We start from the raw sequence: 18,608 nt of genomic DNA, 5'->3' as shown, positions 1-18,608 counted from the left end.
ATTACTCACTTTGGATAGCCTGCCTTGAATTAGTTCGCCAAAAACACTCTGAGTAGATCAACTTCTTATACTGATTAGTATTAGGTTAACAGAGAATATATTGCAGATTAACCTTACTTAACCTTGCAAATTGTTACTGGTATAACCAGTTGGCTAGGTAGATACTGCGCACTTAGATAGCCATACACAATTTAAGGATTCAAATTGATAAACCCACTTGTACTCCCTGTCATGTCGGCATTGGGGATGATGACTGCAAACCTAAATGAACTTGTCAGGGGCGAGAGTGCTCATTGGCACCCTAAGCTCGTTATTGGCGTAAAAACTTTCAATGCCGCAGCAGCTGGTTTTGCTTTTATTTGGTTTGGATTGCTAATCACTGCTATTTCTATTAGCGATGAATATAGCGTGGTATCTGGCGTACTTGTACTGGGGTTATTTTTAGCAGGCATTTTAGCTTATGGGCTGATTAAAGGAGGCAAATTCATAGGCAGCAATGCGCAATTATGGCTTTACCGATTATCGGTACCAATTATGGCTACTGGTTGTTATCTGGTCGCTCAGCTCGGTTAGTATTATCGGTATTCTTTTACTATTTTGAGCTCGGGAACTGCTTAGCTAGTCGTCGCATTGCTGGTTTCAACACTCCATCCAGCATATAAGGATTGCGATAATATAATAGAATTCGATTAATGTGTTGCTAGGTAAAAGGGTGTAAACTGACGGCTTAAATTACTTCCCTATGAGGTCGATATGGCTGGAACTGATAGACTACTCACATTACGATTTTTAGCTGAACCTGCAGATGTAAATTTTGGTGGTAAAGTCCACGGCGGGGCGGTAATGAAGTGGATCGATCTCGCGGGTTACGCCTGTGCGGCTGGCTGGAGTGGTAAGTACTGTATCACCGCTTATGCGGGCGGTATTCGATTTGTAAAGCCTATTTACGTCGGTAACATAGTCGAGGTCACGGCTAAGGTGATTTATACTGGTAGATCATCTATGCATCTCGGCATTGATGTTAAAGCTGGCGATCCAAAGGGATCTGACCGACACCTTACAACACACTGTGTTTTGATTATGGTTGCCGTTGACGATGAAGGAAAACCCACGCAAGTGCCTGAGTGGGTTCCCACTACCGCTGCTGACATAGAGCTACGTGAATCAGCGGTACGATTAATGGAAATGCGTAAGAAAATTGGCGCAGAAATGGAAGCCCACGTCACTTTATAAGCTTTGCTCAATCCGACTAAATAATAAAAGCTAGCATCTTGCTGGCTTTTTTTATTATTGTTTAGAGACTTTTTTGTTTAAGCCAACCACAGTAGAATGCTTTAAAACAATATACAAATATAACTCCCTACAAATAGGAACACTAATGGCTAAAGTTGCATTTATCGGTTTAGGTGTCATGGGCTATCCCATGGCTGGGCATCTCGTTAAGAATGGCCACAAAGTAACGGTATATAATCGAACTGAAGCTAAAGCTAAGGCTTGGAGCGAAGAGTTTTCTGGACAATATTATTCAACCCCAAAAGCAGCAGCACAGGGGCAAGATGTTGTATTTGTTTGTGTTGGAAACGATGATGACTTAAGGCAAGTTACATTGACCGAAGACGGTGTATTAGCTGGTATGAATAGTGGTGCAATTTTAGTTGATCATACCACTGCTTCTGCCGATGTCGCCAGAGAGCTAGGTGCAGCCGCTAGTGAAATGAACATTGGTTTTATCGATGCCCCAGTTTCGGGGGGACAAGCCGGCGCTGAAAACGGTGTGTTAACCGTGATGGCGGGTGGCAACATTGAAGTATTTGAAAAGGTAAAACCTGTAATAGATTCCTATGCTCGCTGCGCTGAGCTTCTTGGAGACGTAGGGGCTGGACAGTTAACCAAAATGGTTAATCAAATCTGTATAGCAGGTGTAGTACAGGGGCTTTCTGAAGGGCTACATTTTGCTCGCAGTGCAGGACTTGATGGCGAGAAAGTGGTTGAAGTGATAAGTAAAGGTGCCGCCCAGTCATGGCAGATGGAAAATCGCTACCAAACCATGTGGCAGGGCGAATACAATTTCGGTTTTGCTATCGACTGGATGCGCAAAGACTTAGGCATTGCGCTGGAAGAAGCGCGTCGTAACGGTTCACATCTTCCGCTTACTGCATTAGTCGATCAATTCTACTCTGAAGTGCAAGCGATGGGAGGAAATCGTTGGGACACCTCTAGCTTACTTGCAAAGCTAGAGAAGAATAGAAGCTAATTTTTAGTTTAATGCAAAAATGGACTGCCTAGGCAGTCCATTTTCAGTTGTAAACTTCAATAAGCAACTATTCAGATTCTACAACAATATGTTCGAGTTCAACTGCGGCAACCGCATGTAATGCATCCATAGTCGCACCCACTAAAGAAACGCTGCCTTTTGAGGATTCTATTAACACTGCGCGGTTTATCTCGCTGAAATCACGGTTATGGCGAGCCATATTGGATAATGCCATTTGCATCGGTAACATCGATGGATTAAACGCTGCATTTTCAGCGTAACGGCCTGAGTAGGTCACCCCATCTTTAGTCTCTAATACCACAGCCGCATAGTTCTTAGTGTAAGGTGCGTAGCTTAGCCCCGCATGATCGACAGCTTCAATTATCATCGGGTCTGAGCTGTCAAGGCTCAGCTCATGCTGCTGCTTGGTTAGCAAGGGCTCTGTGATATTGAGATCGCCTGGACCAAAGGCATAGGGTAGATAGTGTGATAGAGGTTGAGTTTTTTGTTCAGGAAGGTGAATGTTCACCTTCTGGCCTTCAACTAGCTCATTCATAAATTGGCGACAGTGGCCACATGGTGAAAAGTTAACGATGACATCTTCAATTTGGCGTTCGCCACTTAACCAAGCATGGCTAATTGCACTTTGTTCTGCATGAACGGAATGAAATAGTGCCTCACCGGCAAGTTCAAGGTTGGCCCCCATGTAGATATCGCCACTCTTGCCTTTAGCAATAGCGCCTACATAAAATTCACTGATAGGTACTCTTGCAAGCGCTGCAGCTATTGGTAGCAGTGCTAGTAACAAATCTTGCTCTGTTAACTGTGATGCCGTTTTAAGCTCTTCAATTTGCTGTGCATCGAGATGCCCAGCAAAGTCTTTATCTAGCATAGGCACGATAGCCTTCGCTAAAGCTTCTGGTAAATTAGCTATGCTTTTTAGAAAACGGTCTTGCATATGCTACTTCCTTTTATTTAACGCTAATGAAATGTCATTCTAGTAAGCTTATTACATCTAGAATGCGACAGAGATCGCACTTTATCACCTGAAAACCCTAAATGCTTCTAAGATAATGACATAAAGCTTGGAGTAATTTTTGTTTTGACTCATTTTGCTCTGTTTCTTCAATGATATTTTCCAATCTGATCATGTAATCAGGATCATTGAGTCTTGGTTGGCAAAACTCTCGCCAGCGCAATAGCTCTGAGTCATTTAACGTTTCAGGGTAATTTCGAGCACGGTACCTAAATAACATCTCAGGTAGGCGTTCGTCATCAAATGTTAACTCTAATGCTGCAAGGTTCATCGGTTTAGTATTACGGATCATCTCCATCTTCGCTTTGTCAGCCTGACTAAAGAAACCACCGCTGTATAGTTGAAGATCAGGGTCTGCAATTTCACGATCAGATTGCAGATCAAACACTGCTACCAGTTTTTCACGGATTTCTGGGTGCAGCCTTAATTTTTTGTATTGCTCTCTAGCAAATGCTTTATCGATATCTAATCGAGCAGCATTGTCATCGGTGAGTGTTTTGGCTCCAGCAAGAAAAGGACTCTTGTTGATATGGATCTGTTTTAAACCGATTGGTAATTCATCTTCCGCTAAGTCTTCGCGCCGTGTATACATGCGCTCACGGATCTGCTCAGCGGTAAGCTCTATCAATGGCGTGACATCCATCGCTAAATTAACGCAAATAACTGCATTCTTATTGGTGGAGTGATATGCCAGAGGGGCTATTAGCGTTGTACAGCCATTTAGTGCACTGATTTTAGAACTGACATGCACTAAAGGCTTCATTGCTAGTACATCGATTAACTTCGACACTTCTTGCTTTTTGCGCAGGCTAAAGTAGTAATCGAACAGTTTAGGCTGTACTGACTTTATTAGTTTTGCCATGCCAATGGTGGCATAAACATCAGACATCGCATCATGTGCTTTTTCATGGCTAAGACCATTAGCAACAGTCAATTGCTCTAACTTAAAGCTTGGGGAACCATCTTCTTTTTGTGGCCAATTAATCCCATCTGGTCTAAATGCATAGCAAGCTCGAACCAAATCGATAATATCCCAGCGACTATTACCGTTTTGCCACTCCCTTGCATAGGGGTCAAAAAAGTTACGATAAAAGCCGTAACGCGAGACTTCATCATCGAATCGAATAGAGTTATAACCAACGACACAGGTGTTCTCTTGGCTAAACTGCTGGTGAACTTTTGCCATAAACTCGGCTTCTGGCGTACCTTTTTGATTCGCTAATTGCGGAGTGATCCCGGTAATCAATATGGCTTCTGGCGAAGGGAGGTAGTCGTTTGCCAGCTTACAGTAAAAGGTCACTGGCTCATCTATTATATTGAGTTCCATATCCGTTCTAACACCAGCAAATTGCGATGGTCTGTCTTTTGCTGGGTTTGCGCCGAAAGTCTCATAATCGTGCCAGAAGAGGGTGTTTTGTTTTTTCGAAGGCATAAAATAGTGGCTATCAACTTCTATTAAGTGGATTCATCATAGCACCGTGTTAGCGTGATTGTCTTAACTTCAGCATTAGAGTGCTTTACTTGCTTGAATTAACGTCAGTTTGATAACTAGCACCGAAAAGTTAAAGCAAGTACAATATGCACTGGTCTATGAGGTGCTGTATGTTTGAACCGCTGTTAATCCAACCGCAAATTATCGAAATTAGTCATCAATCTAAATTAGTCTTTTCTCTCTCCAAACAATTTGGCGACTTTAGCGCGCTGCAATTGCAGTCGGGCCCGATAGTCGAAGTCGTGGTTGTGGCGGTATCTGCAACGAAAGCATCGTTGATGGTTAGAATACACCCTTACTTGTCATTATCGGTTTATGATTTGAATACAGCGGTTGAGGCTACAGATTGTCTTACTCGTACTGTTGGTCAAGGCTGGAGACTGTTCTCAGCCCTAGGGACATCGCCAAAACTTTGCGCTGCGCAACTTGGAGCTGGATTGACGGTTGCGGTTAAATTTAATGATATGTGCCAATTTAATATTGTTGAGACAGTTAAGTGGAACCTTGTAGCTTTGGAAGCGGATTTTAGAATTGGACATATCGCTAAAGAGATTTTGTTAGCCAAACATATCATTGCTCGCTCGATAGATGTTGAGCACAGCGCTGAAAGCCTGTTGGTTGAAATCAGCGAATTGGAAAGTGTTCGATTTGAGCTCACTCGGGTAAGTAAAGAGTGGGATCAACAAGAGTTCAGTAAACTCGATGCCGAACTTATCAGAAAAAGGCAATTGTTGAGCCGTCAGTATTCGCAGATATCGGAACGACCAAGTTTAAGCCAGCCTGCTAATCAATCTATAGAGCAGGAGCAGTTAATTAGGCAGTTAGCGTATTATCAAGTACTCGCCCCAATTGAACTGAATGAAATAGTAGAACAACTTATGGCAGACGGAACAAACGGTTCCTTTGCATTGGAGAATAAACAATGATTTATCGTTGCCCTATATGTGAACAAGCATTAACACTACAAGACAAAACGTGGTTTTGTGCATCGAATCATCGATTCGATAGAGCAAAAGAGGGTTATGTAAACTTATTGCCAGTGCAGAAGAAAAAGTCGAACGACCCTGGTGATAATAAAGAGATGATGTTTGCTCGAAGAGAGTTTCTCAATAAAGGGTACTATCAAGAGCTGAGTGATAATGTTAACAATCTGGCTAAAACCTTTCTTAAAGAAGCACAGTATGGTCTCGATATTGGTTGTGGAGAGGGGTATTACTCAAGTCGATTGGCAAAAGAGTTGGGTGAAGATTTTGCTTTGTTTGGGTTAGATATTAGTAAGTCTGCACTTAAATATGCTGCAAAACGCTATCCTGATATTGCGTTCAGTGTCGCGAGCTCCTTTGATATGCCATACGCTGATGATAGTTTTGACTTTATGCTAAGGATCTACGCGCCGTCGTTAGAGACTGAATTGAAGCGAGTAATAAAATCTGGTGGAATACTCATTACCGTGTGTGCAGGCCCAAGACACCATTTTGCATTAAAAGAACTGATTTATGATACGCCAAAAGAACATACCCAAGAAGCTTCGAGTATCGAAGGTTTTGAGCTAATCGAGCAAAAGCGGCTAGAAAGTACACTACATTTGTCAGACGAAAATGATATTCGCCATTTTTTGCAGATGACACCCTATAACTGGAAACTAACCGATGAACAAAAACAAACGTTATCGATTACTGGCTTTGAGTGTGAACTCGATTTTAAAATAGAGGTTTTTAGGGCTTTATAGCAGCTATCAGCGTTCATGAGCTGGTTTTGATAGCTTTTGCTGTGTTTGTATGTCGAGCTTGTAGAAAAGATTTAATCACTAAATCTACAACCGCCAGATATTTAAGTAAAAACACTAAAAATATTGTCTAGAAAGTGTGTTGACATCTCCTGAGAATGGTTTATAGTGTTTGCAGCTTGAAGGTTAGGGCTTATTTTTATGTGTTCAATACGACAATGTTCGTCCTGTTAACATTAAGTAAACCGGCATTTTCCAGCTTTACCGCCGTTAAGGCTTTAATTTATATTTACAGGATTCAATATTATGTCTCAAGTTACTGGCGTTGTTAAGTGGTTCAACTCTGATAAAGGTTTCGGATTTATCGAGCAAGAGTCTGGCCCAGATGTATTCGTACATTTCCGCGCTATCAACTCTGACGGTTTCAAAACTCTTGACGAAGGTCAAAAAGTTCAGTTTACTGTTACTCAAGGTCAAAAAGGCCCACAAGCTGAGAACGTAACTGTAGTTTAAGTTACCAGCTTGATTAGCATCTAGCTAATCGCAAAAAGATTTCGAAGAGCCGTGGTTTACCACGGCTCTTTTTTCTTTGTGTCATTTTTAAAATTTTTCAGTCGCCACACTTGGCCTTAACGGTCTATTTAGCTGCCTCAGCTAATGCTCTTACAAAGTCGCTTCTATCGTTTCTAATTTCTTTACTCGTTCCAGTTGTAGCTTCATCCTTGTAGGCTTGTAACACCTTTAGCGAACTGAGCTACATATCAGTTATACCAATTGCATTAAAAGTTTGACCATTCAGCGGGAATTCAAAACGCTGTAGGCAAGTAGTGGAATTTGAGCTAATAGTTATTCTATATCCAAATCCCATAACGAAGCATACAGCGTTTTGAAACCCGCACTACGTGAGCCCCTCAGTCTTTCCACTTCTGCTTTGCATTGGCTTAAAAGGGAATAACCATTTCTTTACCAATGCGTTTTGAATTGAAAAGACTGAGGGGCTCTGAACTGCTCAAATACTTAATGCAATTGGTATTAAAACACCACTCACTGACACCGCGATAAACAGCCAAATTAGCCACTATAAAGTTGTATTACCTGTCAGTATAGAAAGTGGACATACTACGAGCAACTAATACCAGTCAATATAATAAGTTGATCTACTCAGAGTGTTTTGGCGAGCTAATTCAAGGCAGGCTATCCAAGGTGTGTAATGGCACAATGATAATTCACTTATGAGTTTATTTGTTGCTGGAGTAGGCAGTCAAAAACACTCCTTACAGGCGAGTTTTAGCGGCTTTGATGCAGCGCTAATGAAATTGATCCTAGCTTAACTATGTCCTTCATTCATTGCTAACCACATGGTCTAGCATGTTCTGACCTGCTTAAGGCATTCCCTCCTTGGAGGCTTGATATAGGAGATACGAGAGCAAGGATGCTGAAGCTAGAATAATGCAGGTGCGATGATTGAGAGTCTCGCTGGAGCAGTTACCGAGGAGCATTTAATAACCTTATCTTAAACCCGCTAAACTTTCGCTGAGCGATCAAATCTTTATACTGATTGGTATAAATGGTTATCACACGCCGCCAGCGCTAATTGAAATAGGCGTTACGGGATTTATTTTACTGCACTGGATCTGCTTTTTATCGGAGTTTTAGATTGATTAAACAAAGAGGATTGCTGGAGAAAGCATCACTGGCCCAGAGAGCCAGCGATGCAGTGGTGTTTATTTAAGAGAATAGTTTATCTTCTAGAGTGCGACCTTTAAGTATAGCTTTGTATTGCCAACTGTTTTGTTTGAACAAGGTAAATAATGCACTTTCTATAGCATAATCTTCTTCACTATTGTGCTTGATTAAAAACTCGTTATGCTGCTTTTTTTCTATTGAATTTATATCTGCTAGCCCCATAACCCCATCTAGTAATTTTTCGCTATCACACTGCTGCATCGTTAACGTTAGGAACTGGCTTTGTTGGTTGTCATCCATGGACACTGATTGTGTCAGTTGGCCAAGCTCCAAATAGAGCACTTGACCACAAAGTTTTTCAAGCTCATCTAAGTTGTGAGAACTGATGATGAATGTGGTCTTGCCGGAAAGCTCTCTGACTAATTCACGGATTTTTTTTGCATTTGCAGGATCTAGCCCTGCGGTAGGTTCGTCGAGCAATACTATCTCTGGTGAACCAATCAGTGATTGAGCGATAGCGACGCGTTTCGCCATACCATGGCTTAACGACTTTGGTTTTTGAGAAGCGCAGTCCGCTAGGTCCACTAATGATAAAACTCGCAGAGCTTCTAATTTAGCTTCTTTTTTGGATAAGCCCTGTAAAGTACCAAATAATACCAGCTGAGTGAGGATATCAAAGTTAGGATCCAGCGTGGCATCTTGAGGTAACGAAGCCATACGACCGAGAAGAGCGGCGTCACCAGGCTTATGCCCAAGTAAACTCACTTCTCCAGAAGTCGGTGTAATATAGCCGCACAATAAGCTAAACAGCGTTGTTTTTCCGGCACCGTTAGGACCAACTAATGCGATGGGGGTGCCCGCATCTAAGGTTAAATCTACTTGCTTTAATGCTTGTTTACTACCATAAGATTTAGATAAACCTTTACATTCTATGAGTCTCATATCGCGCTCCGTTTAATATAAATACGTCCAAGTATCAGAAGCACTAATGTTTGTAATAAGGCAACTGGCGCATAAGCAAAGCTCCCTAGGCCTTGGGTATTAATCATCAGTGAAATCTGTGAACCAGGTAAGATCCATTTCAGCTCACTAATTATGGGTAGGTAATTGTTGATGATTGCGATCGTTATCGACATGGCCGCCCAGATAAGAATGGCATAGATGGTTGCTTGTCTTGCAGAGTTGGCATAGAGAGATAGTATTGCCATTAATGCTGTATAAGGCAGTAGCACAATGACTAGATTCACTATGACCAAAGCACCACTGCCGATAGCTGGCATTAACAGAGTCGCCTCTCGACTAACGCCTAAAACTATTGTGGCTAATACAGTCAGAGATACCAACATGGTTTGAATGGTCATATGACCAATGAAGCGGCCGAAGAAAATACTCTCTCGACTCGTTCTAAGTGTCAGAAAGCGAAAGGTCCCACGTGCTTTGTCGGATGAAAATTGATCGGCGGCAATAAAGATACTGAACAACGGAAATAGGTATAGCGCTGCAATCCAGTAGATGGCGAGCTCAGCTACTGACCACTTAAATAATTCACTGACAACCTCAGGTCCAAATAAACCTTCGATAAGGGCTTCGTAGTCAGGGCTGATAAGAAACTCTGAGGCTCCGCGGATAGGGTAGAGTAATATAAGTAGCCAAACTAGGGAAAATGCAGCGAGGGCTATAACTCCTCGAGGGTTGAAAAGCATTTTTTTTACTTCGAATTGTGCGAGTAACAACATGTTCCTCATGTTACTGCTTTGCTTACTATTTTCCAAACTAATCCCTTAATCAATGGATTTTAAAATGGCTAACAGGTTAACACCTCAGTGGACGGGCGTTAACCATTAGTTAGTGCTTATGGATTAAATATTATTTAGATCTTTTATTGGCTTTTATTCTGAAACTGCTGAATAAGCGCCTTTAGTTCACCGACTTCAACTTCGAGCTTAGACACCCTATCCTCGAGCTCTGCTCGAGAGGAAGTCTGCGGTTCTGCATCCTTGTGCAGTATTGGATTAGTGGTGAGCTCTAACTCTTCGGTTGTGAACAATTGGCAGTAGCGTGCTTCTCGCTTACCTGGTTGTTTTGCTAAGAGTGCGACGAGAGGAGAATCCCTGCGGGCCAGTTCATCAAGTGCATGCTCAACTTCTCTGACATCGTTAAACTCATGCAGTCGATTACTGCGAGTTCTTAGTTCGCCTGGTGTTTGTGGACCGCGTAATAGCAGTAGGCAAATAGTGGCTAGCTGTGCAGGATTTAATTGAAGGTCGCTAAATTCTGTATTGCAAAAACGGTGCTTATATTTTACTACGCGGCTGCCAAAGCCTGACTGCTCTGAAATTAGACGCTTTTTAGCAAGGCTATCGAGCGTATTTTGCACTTCGGATTCGCTTAAGTTAAGCACGGGTTCTCTGCTCGTTTTCTGATTACAGCCAGAGGTCAAACTATTGAGAGATAAAGGGTACTGCTCGGGGGTGGTGAGTTCTTTTTCCAATAAAACACCGATAACACGTGCTTCATGTTGCGTGAGTTCCATATTGATCCCTTAATAAAAAAGCATGACTTTGTTATAACAGAGCCATGCTTTAATGCAAAGGGGTTGAGCTTCGGTTGCCTATAACTGTGGTATTTATAGCCGTTTAGGTAAACAAAAAGTTACTCGACTAAACGGATCCCGTCTGGAGTGATAGTGATTTGCTGTTTCTTATATAAACCGCCAATACTCTTTTTAAACGCTTTTTTACTCATTGAAAGTTTAGCGTAGATAACTTCAGCATCGGTTTTATCATTGAGAGGTAAAAAGCCGCCAGCTTGTTTTAGTTTAAACATGATGGTCATAGAGTGCTTGTCTAGCTCTTCTTTTACCCCTTTTTGTAGCGAAAGGTCTATTTTCCCATCGCTTCTTACTCGTTTGATAAAGCCTTTAATCTTTTGCCCAAAACTCAAGCGTGTAAACACTTCATTCTTGTACAGTACGCCCCAATGGCTATTATTAACAATTGCTTTGTAGCCAAGATCGGTTGTACCACCAATAATAAGACTGACCTCTTCGCCTTCTGCGTAATTAGGTTCTTCTAAGTCTAAAAATCTATCAATCTTAGAAGAGGCTACTATGCGGTCATCAACGTGACTGGTATAGATATGAACTAAGTAAGACTTTCCTTCCTCAATCTCTCTATGCTGTTCACCGAATGGCAACAGCAGATCCTTGTCTAATCCCCAATCTAAAAATGCACCGTATGGCCCATTAACTTTGGCTTCTAAAAAGGCAAATTGGCCTACTTGGCCAAGAGGTCGGCGCGTAGTGGCAATAATCATGTCTTGTGAATCTAGATAGAGAAATACACTAACCATGTCACCAACATGGCACTCTTTTGGCATTACTTTGCTCGGTAGCAACACTTGGCCTAAGTCTTGTGCATCTAAATAAACGCCAAATTCAACTTCTTTGACGACTTCAAGCCTGCAGCTTTTTCCTATCTCTATCATGTTTATCTCTACTTTTTACTGGGACGACTAACTTCTGCAGCGATTATAGTGGAATTAACTTAAATATGCTTTAGCCACATAGCGATAATAAAGAGAAGATTTGAATTTGGTTAACTGAAAGTGACGACTTAAAGGTCGTGTTTTGACGTATTGGGGGCAGTTTGATGCGATAGTCATTACATCGCTAAGATTCTCAATGTTAAGCTTGATTTCTTGTGCGTCTCAAGGTTTAATTGCGCGCCCTAAAACATGACGCTAATAGACTGATATTCAGTAAGGTTTGTAGGGTGTTTATAAGCACAAACTGTAGAGCCAAAGTTAGAGTGAATTTTAATCATTAGCTGATACATGCTATGTTTATTTGCTAACAAGCGAAACCAAGATGCGTATAGCTAGAGAACGTACAGTGCTCCGCTAATATAAGAGAGTCATTTACTTAATTGAATGACACAGAATCATAAGATAATAAAATGGAGCGATAAGCTCTGTTTAGAATTTCATAGGTTAGATAGGCAGGTTAGGAAAAGTATGAACAATTGGTCTATTGATGATGCAAGAGCGAGCTACAATGTAAACTACTGGAGTCAGGGACTTTATGGGATCAGCGATGAAGGTGAGGTTACCGTTTCCCCCGATCCGAACCGTCCTGATTGCAAGATTGGTTTAAATGAACTTGCGAAAGATATGGTTAAGGCGGGCGTTGCTCTACCTGTTTTAGTTCGATTCCCGCAAATACTGCATCATAGAGTCAATAGCCTGTGTCAGGCGTTTAATCAGGCGATTCAGAAGTATAAATATGAAGCTGATTATCTGTTGGTTTATCCTATTAAGGTGAATCAACAGCAAACTGTTGTCGAAGAGATATTAGCTAGCCAGGTCGAAAAAGAGGTGCCGCAGCTTGGACTAGAAGCGGGTAGTAAACCTGAATTACTTGCAGTATTGGCGATGGCTCAAAAGGCCAGTTCGGTCATTATTTGTAATGGTTACAAAGATAAAGAGTACATTCGTTTAGCATTGATTGGTGAGAAGCTAGGGCACAAAGTTTATATCGTACTTGAGAAAATGTCAGAGCTTAAAGTTGTATTGGAACAAGCTAAAGAGCTTGGGGTTACACCAAGGCTTGGCCTGCGGGTGAGACTGGCGTTTCAAGGTAAAGGGAAATGGCAAGCAAGTGGTGGTGAAAAGTCTAAGTTTGGACTATCTGCTGCTCAGGTACTCAAAGTTATAGAGCTGTTACAGCATGAAGAAATGTTGGACTCCTTAGAATTGCTACATTTTCATTTAGGCTCTCAAATAGCCAACATTCGAGATATTCGTCAAGGCGTGAGTGAAGCTGGGCGGTTTTACTGTGAACTGATGAAGCTCGGCGCACAAGTCAAATGTTTCGATGTGGGTGGTGGACTAGCGGTTGATTACGATGGCACACGTAGCCAAAGCAATAACTCTATGAACTATGGCTTAACTGAATATGCAAATAACATCGTAAGTGTGCTTACTGATATGTGCAAAGAGTATGAACAGCCGATGCCGAGAATTATTTCAGAATCGGGGCGCTATTTAACTGCGCATCATGCCGTGCTGCTGACCGATGTAATTGGCACTGAGTCATATAAGCCTGAAACTATTTTACCGCCAAGCGAAGATGCACCGCTATTGCTGCAGAATATGTGGCAGTCATGGACTGAAGTGAGTGGAAAGGCTGACCAAAGAGCACTGATTGAAATATTTCACGACTGCCAAAGTGACTTAACAGAGGTACATTCTCTTTTCGCTCTCGGGCAATTAAGTTTGGCTGATAGAGCGTGGGCTGAGCAGATTAATTTACGAGTATGTCATGAACTGCAAGGCAGTATGAGCTCAAAATATCGTTATCACAGACCAATCATTGATGAACTAAATGAAAAATTAGCTGACAAGTTCTTCGTTAACTTTTCGTTGTTTCAATCGCTACCCGATGCTTGGGGGATTGATCAGGTATTTCCTGTAATGCCTTTATCTGGGTTAGATAAAGCACCTGAACGCCGTGCGGTGATGCTTGATATTACCTGTGATTCCGATGGTATTGTTGATCAATATGTTGATGGACAAGGCATTGAGACTACGCTGCCGGTACCTGCTTGGACCCAAGAAAGCCCTTATCTTATTGGTTTTTTCCTGGTAGGGGCATATCAAGAGATTTTGGGGGATATGCATAACCTATTTGGTGATACTAATTCTGCAGTCGTTCGAGTTGATGAAAATGGTCGTCGTAATATTGATTCGGTACTGGAAGGGGACACCGTTGCTGATGTGCTTAGATATGTGAACTTGGAAGCAGTTTCTTTTATGAGGACCTATGAAGAGCTAGTTAATAAGCATATCGTTGCAGATGAACGAAGTAATATACTTGAAGAGCTTCAGCTAGGGCTGAAAGGCTATACCTATCTAGAAGATTTCTCCTAGCATAGAGTATGATTGAGTATTGCCAGACCAGTGTTGAGCCCCATCAGCACTGGTCTTATTTTTTATCCTGAGCAGAGTAGTCAGATGTTTTTTGAAGGTTCAGAAAAGAAAATCGAACTTCGAGTCAAGCAGGGCAATGCTTCGCTTCGTGGTTTTAGTCGTGACTTTTGGGAGCAAGGGTTAGCGCTAGCAGGCGCTGATATACTTTCGGTCTTATCAAATGGCGAATGCGATGCTTATGTGTTGAGTGAGTCTAGCCTGTTCGTTTGGGATAGTAAGGTACTGCTGATTACTTGTGGCAACACTAATCTGATCGAGGCGGCAGTATTCCTTATTGATGAGCTTAATGTTGACAATATTGCTTCATTTACTTACCAGCGGAAAAGTGAGTTTCTGTCTCACTTGCAGGCTACTCGATTCGAAGATGATTGCCAGTTGTTAAGATCGAGACTGAACGGCACAGCCTACCGAGTCGGTCATTTAGATGGTCATCATCATTATCTTTTCTGCAGTGAGACGACGGAAATGTTAAGCCGTAGCACTAGCTTACTGATGTACCATATAAAGGGCGATATAGCAGAATACTTACGGCAACCTAATCAAACTAAGGCACAAATATTAGCATTGTTGCAGTTACCTAAGTTACTGCCAGAGTTTGTGTTTGATGATCACTTGTTTGAACCGTGTGGCTACTCAATAAACGGTTTATATGGTGAGCATTTCCTGACCATGCATATTACCCCACAAGAACATAGCGCTTATGTAAGCATAGAAACTAACTTGAATTTTGAACAATCATCGTTCAATATATTCTCCAGCATGTTAAAAATATTGACCCCTTGTAGCTGGGATATCATTAGCGTCAATCAACAATTATCGGCAGATAGCTACCCTCTACATATCGAAGTGGCGTGTTGTGAACTTGCGCTTAATGCAGCTAATTCTTTCAATTATAAACATTATATTCAGCCTGTTAGGGAAGAACTAACGGCTGCAGTAATTAAAGTTTGACCTTTTATGGAGTTTCTATGACCACTATCGCAGATAAACCTGATTACTCGCTTTACTCAAATGCATTTGGCTACTTAAGGCTACCTTTGAATTTTAGCCCGTTAGAGAGTGATGCTGATGTTGTTGTGTTAGGTTTGCCTTTTGATATGGCTACAACCGGGCGTTCGGGAGGCCGTATGGGGCCTGGCGCTATCCGTCAAGCATCAGTGAATCTTGCTTGGGAAGAGTCACGTTGGCCATGGCCGTTTAAACTCAGTGACCATATTAAAGTTGTTGATGCCGGCGATCTTGTTTATGACTGTGGCGACTCCGCTGATTTTACTCAGCGAGTTGAAGATTTTGCGACTGCTATCGTCGACTCAGGCAAAGCGATGCTCAGCTTTGGTGGTGATCATTTCGTGACCTTGCCGCTGCTACGAGCTCACTATAAGAAGCACGGTAAAATGGCGTTGCTTCATTTTGATGCCCACACTGATACTTATAGCCAAGGTAGCAAGTATGACCACGGGACAATGTTTTATCATGCGCCGAAAGAGGGCATTATTGCTGCGGAAAATTCAATACAAGTTGGGATAAGAACTGAGTACGATCAACCCAATCATCTGTTTCAAGTCATTGATGCCGCAGCCGCCAATGAACAAAGTGCCGCCCAAATAATTGCTCAGATTAAAGAGCGAGTCGGTGATATGCCTTTGTATGTTACGTTTGATATCGATTGCTTAGATCCTGCTTTTGCTCCTGGAACTGGCACTCCAGTATGTGGCGGGTTAACCAGCGATAAAGCAATGAAAATTATTCGAGGCTTGAATGGCATGAATATAGTCGGTATGGATGTTGTTGAAGTCGCGCCAGCATACGACAGTGCAGAGATCACTGCTTTAGCTGGGGCAACATTAGGCTTGGAGTTATTACATGTTTGGGCTGATTCTAATGGCAAAGTTAAGTAAACTTACCGCAAGTAACTGAACAGCTTTTTTACAGGTAATATTTAAGGATTGGTCAATGTCAGAGTTAAGTGATATCAGGCGAGAGTACTCTTTAGGAGAGATGCATAGTGAGAACGTTCCTGATGATCCGATGGAGCTTTTTAACTCCTGGCTTGAAGTGGTAAAGGATTCGGAGATAAAAGACCCTACAGCCATGTCAGTGGCTACTGTTGATGAGCACGGCCAACCTTTTCAGCGAATTGTGCTGCTGAAGAGGTTTGGCGATGATGGTTTTGTTTTTTTTACAAACCTAGAAAGCCGAAAAGCTCAACATATCGCCATAAACTCGAAAGTTAGCTTGTTATTCCCATGGCATACTTTAGAGAAACAAGTCGCGATAACCGGTGTCGCTGAGCCCTTGTCAAAAACTGAAGTGTTAAAATATTTTATGTCTCGCCCCAAAGATAGCCAGATAGCTGCTTGGGTATCTAAGCAATCTAGCCCAATCTCAGCTAGAAAAGCGCTAGAAACAAAATTTTCCGAGATGAAAGCGAAGTTTGCTAAAGGTGATGTGCCGCTACCAAAGTTTTGGGGAGGATACATTGTTAAGCCTACCAGTATAGAATTTTGGCAAGGTGGTGAGAACCGTTTGCATGACCGATTTATCTATGAAAGGTCAGCAGATGAGCAATGGGCTAAAAGCCGCTTAGCGCCGTGAAATCGTTTATTTTGTTAACAATGCCACTTTAAAACAGTGGCATTGTTGTTTTAAATTAGGCAAAACTGGCCATTGTACTAGAATAATTTCATGTCATAAGAAATAGATATTACTGCTACTGGATAGTAGCTTGTGCTAAATTAGCGTCAATTGCTGTTTTTGTACATTGATATCTATCACTATTTTCTCTAGAGGGAGCTACACATGAAAAGTGTCATTGCTGGATTATTGCTTATTCCGTTATCGTTTATAACGTCAGCCGCTGATTGGAACGTCGCCAATGATGAGTCGAAGGTCAATTTTGTATCAATTAAAAAAGGCGATATTGCCGAGGTTCATCATTTTAAAACCATTTCAGGCATGCTCAATGAAAAAGGCGAGTTTAAGTTGACGGTATCGCTAGCAAGCGTTGATACCAATATTGAGATAAGAGATGAGCGCATGGGCTCGCTATTGTTTGAAGTAGATAAGTTTCCAAAGCTAACGTTAACGGCTCAAGTCGACACTAAGTTGCTTAAAAAGCTGAGCGTCGGAGACTCCACTATTACCACAGTCGAAGGAGTCGTAGACTTGCATGGAAAAAAGGTGAAGCTTCCCTTTACGGTGAGTATTGCTAAGCTATCTAATAGCAACCTATTGGTTGCTAGTGCTGTGCCTGTTATTGTCAACTCAGACAGTTTTGGCTTGACGCAAGGTATTGAAAAACTGCGTGAGATAGCTGGGTTATCTGCAATCAGTAAAGCGGTACCAGTTTCATTTATTCTGAACCTCAAGAAATAGAGATAGTCGATATCATTTCGCTTTAAACTCAGATAATATTCTTATTCAAAGAATTTTTGCGGCTGCCTTTGAGCCGCTTTGTCATTTATGCTAATTGCATATTTCGGATGTGATATGGTTACCGACAAAGACGGGTATATGCACCTGGTTCAGTATTTGACTGAGCATTTAGGTATATTTGAAAACTCGCAACAACAAGCTGTATCAGAAGATACGGTGATGGAGCTATTTGAAGAGCAACTCGCCGCTCAAATAATTATGGTTTGTGGTCAGAATCCTTCGCTAAGTTTTGCTCAACGGAATTTAGTTATCAGGGAGGTTGATTCAATTGTGTATGATCTAGAAGAGATCTTGGCACGAATTGCTGATCATAAGGCTACAGCTGAGCAAACACTGTTTATTACAGAGTTTTCATGTTTAATTAAAAACTTGTTTGATCAAGAGATTGCCAAGCTAATGGCTGCGTGATTAACCTTGTTTTTATATTTCGTTACAGAATTATCCCCATTGGCTCTTGTTGCTGGTAGCAATAAGGCCTAGTGTTCAATAATGAGTATGGGGAATTCGATGTTTTCAAACGTTAAAAGCTCAATTAATAAGCAGCATTTGATTGTTTATATTTGCTTGTTTGTTTTTTGGTTTTTCCTTCGTTTATTTAGTCAAAATGCTTTCGACTTAGGCTGGGGGTTTTTCCCGCTTGTTATCTCTTTGCCTTTTGTACCATTTATCCTAGTATGGTTAGGGGTACAGTTTTTCCGAAATTTCAATCTCTACAAGCAGAGCTACCATAAACGATGGTATGCTGGTCATTGCGCTTGTACGGCGATATTATTTGCTCTTTTTGTCCTCCATTTCTTTTAATTCCCGCTATATACTCATCCCACTTGAAAATGCTCGTTTCAGAGGTGTTGTGCTAGTTCAATGCTAGGCGCGTTAACGTGGAATGGTTATTCCCTTTTAAGTTGCCGCAACAACGAAGTGGGCTTGCACAAGCCCTTCTTCGATGGGCGTTTCTTATATAAAGAACATGGGATTTACTCTGTGTTATTGA

At 41.7% G+C, this 18,608-nt stretch carries 18 protein-coding genes; 12 read left to right on the top strand and 6 right to left on the bottom strand.

What is annotated here, in order from left to right:
- Positions 1-204 precede the first annotated feature (204 nt).
- The 3 genes from SWP_RS13630 to SWP_RS13620 all read left to right on the top strand — a co-directional run bounded on the left by SWP_RS13630 (position 205) and on the right by SWP_RS13620 (position 2,254).
- Complete coding sequence (locus SWP_RS13630) at positions 205-573, top strand: hypothetical protein (RefSeq protein ID WP_020913110.1); 369 nt, start codon at positions 205-207, stop codon at positions 571-573.
- A 180-nt stretch (positions 574-753) separates the two neighbouring features.
- Positions 754-1,233, top strand: a complete 480-nt coding sequence (locus tag SWP_RS13625) for an acyl-CoA thioesterase (protein ID WP_020913109.1) — start codon at positions 754-756, stop codon at positions 1,231-1,233.
- Positions 1,234-1,378: 145 nt separating this feature from the next.
- A complete protein-coding gene (locus SWP_RS13620; protein ID WP_020913108.1) occupies positions 1,379-2,254 on the top strand; it encodes an NAD(P)-dependent oxidoreductase in 876 nt (291 codons plus the stop codon).
- Positions 2,255-2,321: 67 nt separating this feature from the next.
- Here the strand turns inward: SWP_RS13620 and cdd are convergent, their stop codons facing one another.
- Together cdd and sbcB are read right to left on the bottom strand one after the other, a co-directional pair.
- Entirely contained in the window at positions 2,322-3,212 is an 891-nt protein-coding gene (gene cdd / locus SWP_RS13615; protein WP_020913107.1) for a cytidine deaminase, read from the bottom strand.
- Positions 3,213-3,309: 97 nt separating this feature from the next.
- On the bottom strand, positions 3,310-4,722 hold the full coding sequence (gene sbcB / locus SWP_RS13610) for an exodeoxyribonuclease I (protein WP_020913106.1): 1,413 nt from the start codon (positions 4,720-4,722) through the stop codon (positions 3,310-3,312).
- 170 nt (positions 4,723-4,892) lie between these two features.
- On the opposite strand from sbcB, the gene SWP_RS13605 reads away from it, so the two are divergent.
- From SWP_RS13605 to SWP_RS13595, 3 genes are all read left to right on the top strand, one after another.
- Positions 4,893-5,708 (top strand): hypothetical protein, encoded by an 816-nt coding sequence (locus tag SWP_RS13605; RefSeq protein ID WP_020913105.1) that lies wholly within the window; start codon positions 4,893-4,895, stop codon positions 5,706-5,708.
- A complete protein-coding gene (rlmA, locus tag SWP_RS13600; protein ID WP_020913104.1) occupies positions 5,705-6,511 on the top strand; it encodes a 23S rRNA (guanine(745)-N(1))-methyltransferase in 807 nt (268 codons plus the stop codon). The genes SWP_RS13605 and rlmA overlap by 4 nt, the downstream gene beginning before the upstream one ends.
- Positions 6,512-6,814: 303 nt before the next feature.
- Positions 6,815-7,021: a cold-shock protein gene (locus SWP_RS13595; RefSeq protein WP_012155714.1), complete on the top strand. Its 207-nt coding sequence runs from the start codon at positions 6,815-6,817 to the stop codon at positions 7,019-7,021.
- A gap of 1,215 nt (positions 7,022-8,236) precedes the next feature.
- Here SWP_RS13595 and SWP_RS13590 read toward each other — a convergent pair.
- The 4 genes from SWP_RS13590 to SWP_RS13575 all read right to left on the bottom strand — a co-directional run bounded on the left by SWP_RS13590 (position 8,237) and on the right by SWP_RS13575 (position 11,680).
- On the bottom strand, positions 8,237-9,136 hold the full coding sequence (locus SWP_RS13590; protein ID WP_020913100.1) for an ABC transporter ATP-binding protein: 900 nt from the start codon (positions 9,134-9,136) through the stop codon (positions 8,237-8,239).
- A complete protein-coding gene (locus SWP_RS13585; protein ID WP_020913099.1) occupies positions 9,133-9,939 on the bottom strand; it encodes an ABC transporter permease subunit in 807 nt (268 codons plus the stop codon). Before SWP_RS13585 ends, SWP_RS13590 begins: the two co-directional genes overlap by 4 nt.
- Positions 9,940-10,073: 134 nt before the next feature.
- Positions 10,074-10,727: a YceH family protein gene (locus SWP_RS13580; protein WP_020913098.1), complete on the bottom strand. Its 654-nt coding sequence runs from the start codon at positions 10,725-10,727 to the stop codon at positions 10,074-10,076.
- Positions 10,728-10,846: 119 nt separating this feature from the next.
- Complete coding sequence (locus SWP_RS13575) at positions 10,847-11,680, bottom strand: CvfB family protein (RefSeq protein ID WP_020913097.1); 834 nt, start codon at positions 11,678-11,680, stop codon at positions 10,847-10,849.
- A 528-nt stretch (positions 11,681-12,208) separates the two neighbouring features.
- Here SWP_RS13575 and speA point away from each other — a divergent pair.
- From speA to SWP_RS13545, 6 genes are all read left to right on the top strand, one after another.
- Positions 12,209-14,122 carry a biosynthetic arginine decarboxylase gene (gene speA, locus SWP_RS13570; protein WP_020913095.1) on the top strand — a complete coding sequence of 638 codons (1,914 nt, stop codon included), beginning with the start codon at positions 12,209-12,211 and terminating at the stop codon, positions 14,120-14,122.
- Positions 14,123-14,134: 12 nt separating this feature from the next.
- Positions 14,135-15,133 (top strand): S-adenosylmethionine decarboxylase proenzyme, encoded by a 999-nt coding sequence (locus tag SWP_RS13565; RefSeq protein ID WP_228371065.1) that lies wholly within the window; start codon positions 14,135-14,137, stop codon positions 15,131-15,133.
- 17 nt (positions 15,134-15,150) lie between these two features.
- Positions 15,151-16,080: an agmatinase gene (gene speB, locus SWP_RS13560; protein WP_020913093.1), complete on the top strand. Its 930-nt coding sequence runs from the start codon at positions 15,151-15,153 to the stop codon at positions 16,078-16,080.
- Positions 16,081-16,135: 55 nt separating this feature from the next.
- Complete coding sequence (gene pdxH, locus SWP_RS13555; protein ID WP_044555924.1) at positions 16,136-16,777, top strand: pyridoxamine 5'-phosphate oxidase; 642 nt, start codon at positions 16,136-16,138, stop codon at positions 16,775-16,777.
- Between the two features lie 204 nt (positions 16,778-16,981).
- The gene (locus SWP_RS13550) at positions 16,982-17,557 is read left to right on the top strand and encodes a YceI family protein (RefSeq protein ID WP_020913091.1); all 576 of its coding nucleotides are present in this window, start codon (positions 16,982-16,984) and stop codon (positions 17,555-17,557) included.
- A gap of 114 nt (positions 17,558-17,671) precedes the next feature.
- Positions 17,672-18,025 carry a DUF3802 family protein gene (locus SWP_RS13545; RefSeq protein ID WP_044555923.1) on the top strand — a complete coding sequence of 118 codons (354 nt, stop codon included), beginning with the start codon at positions 17,672-17,674 and terminating at the stop codon, positions 18,023-18,025.
- The last annotated feature ends 583 nt before the right edge of the window (positions 18,026-18,608 follow it).

Source organism: Shewanella piezotolerans WP3 (genome assembly GCF_000014885.1).
Lineage (GTDB): Bacteria > Pseudomonadota > Gammaproteobacteria > Enterobacterales > Shewanellaceae > Shewanella > Shewanella piezotolerans.
Note: the sequence above shows the minus strand (reverse complement) of the source record. Positions and strands in the feature narration are given on the sequence as shown.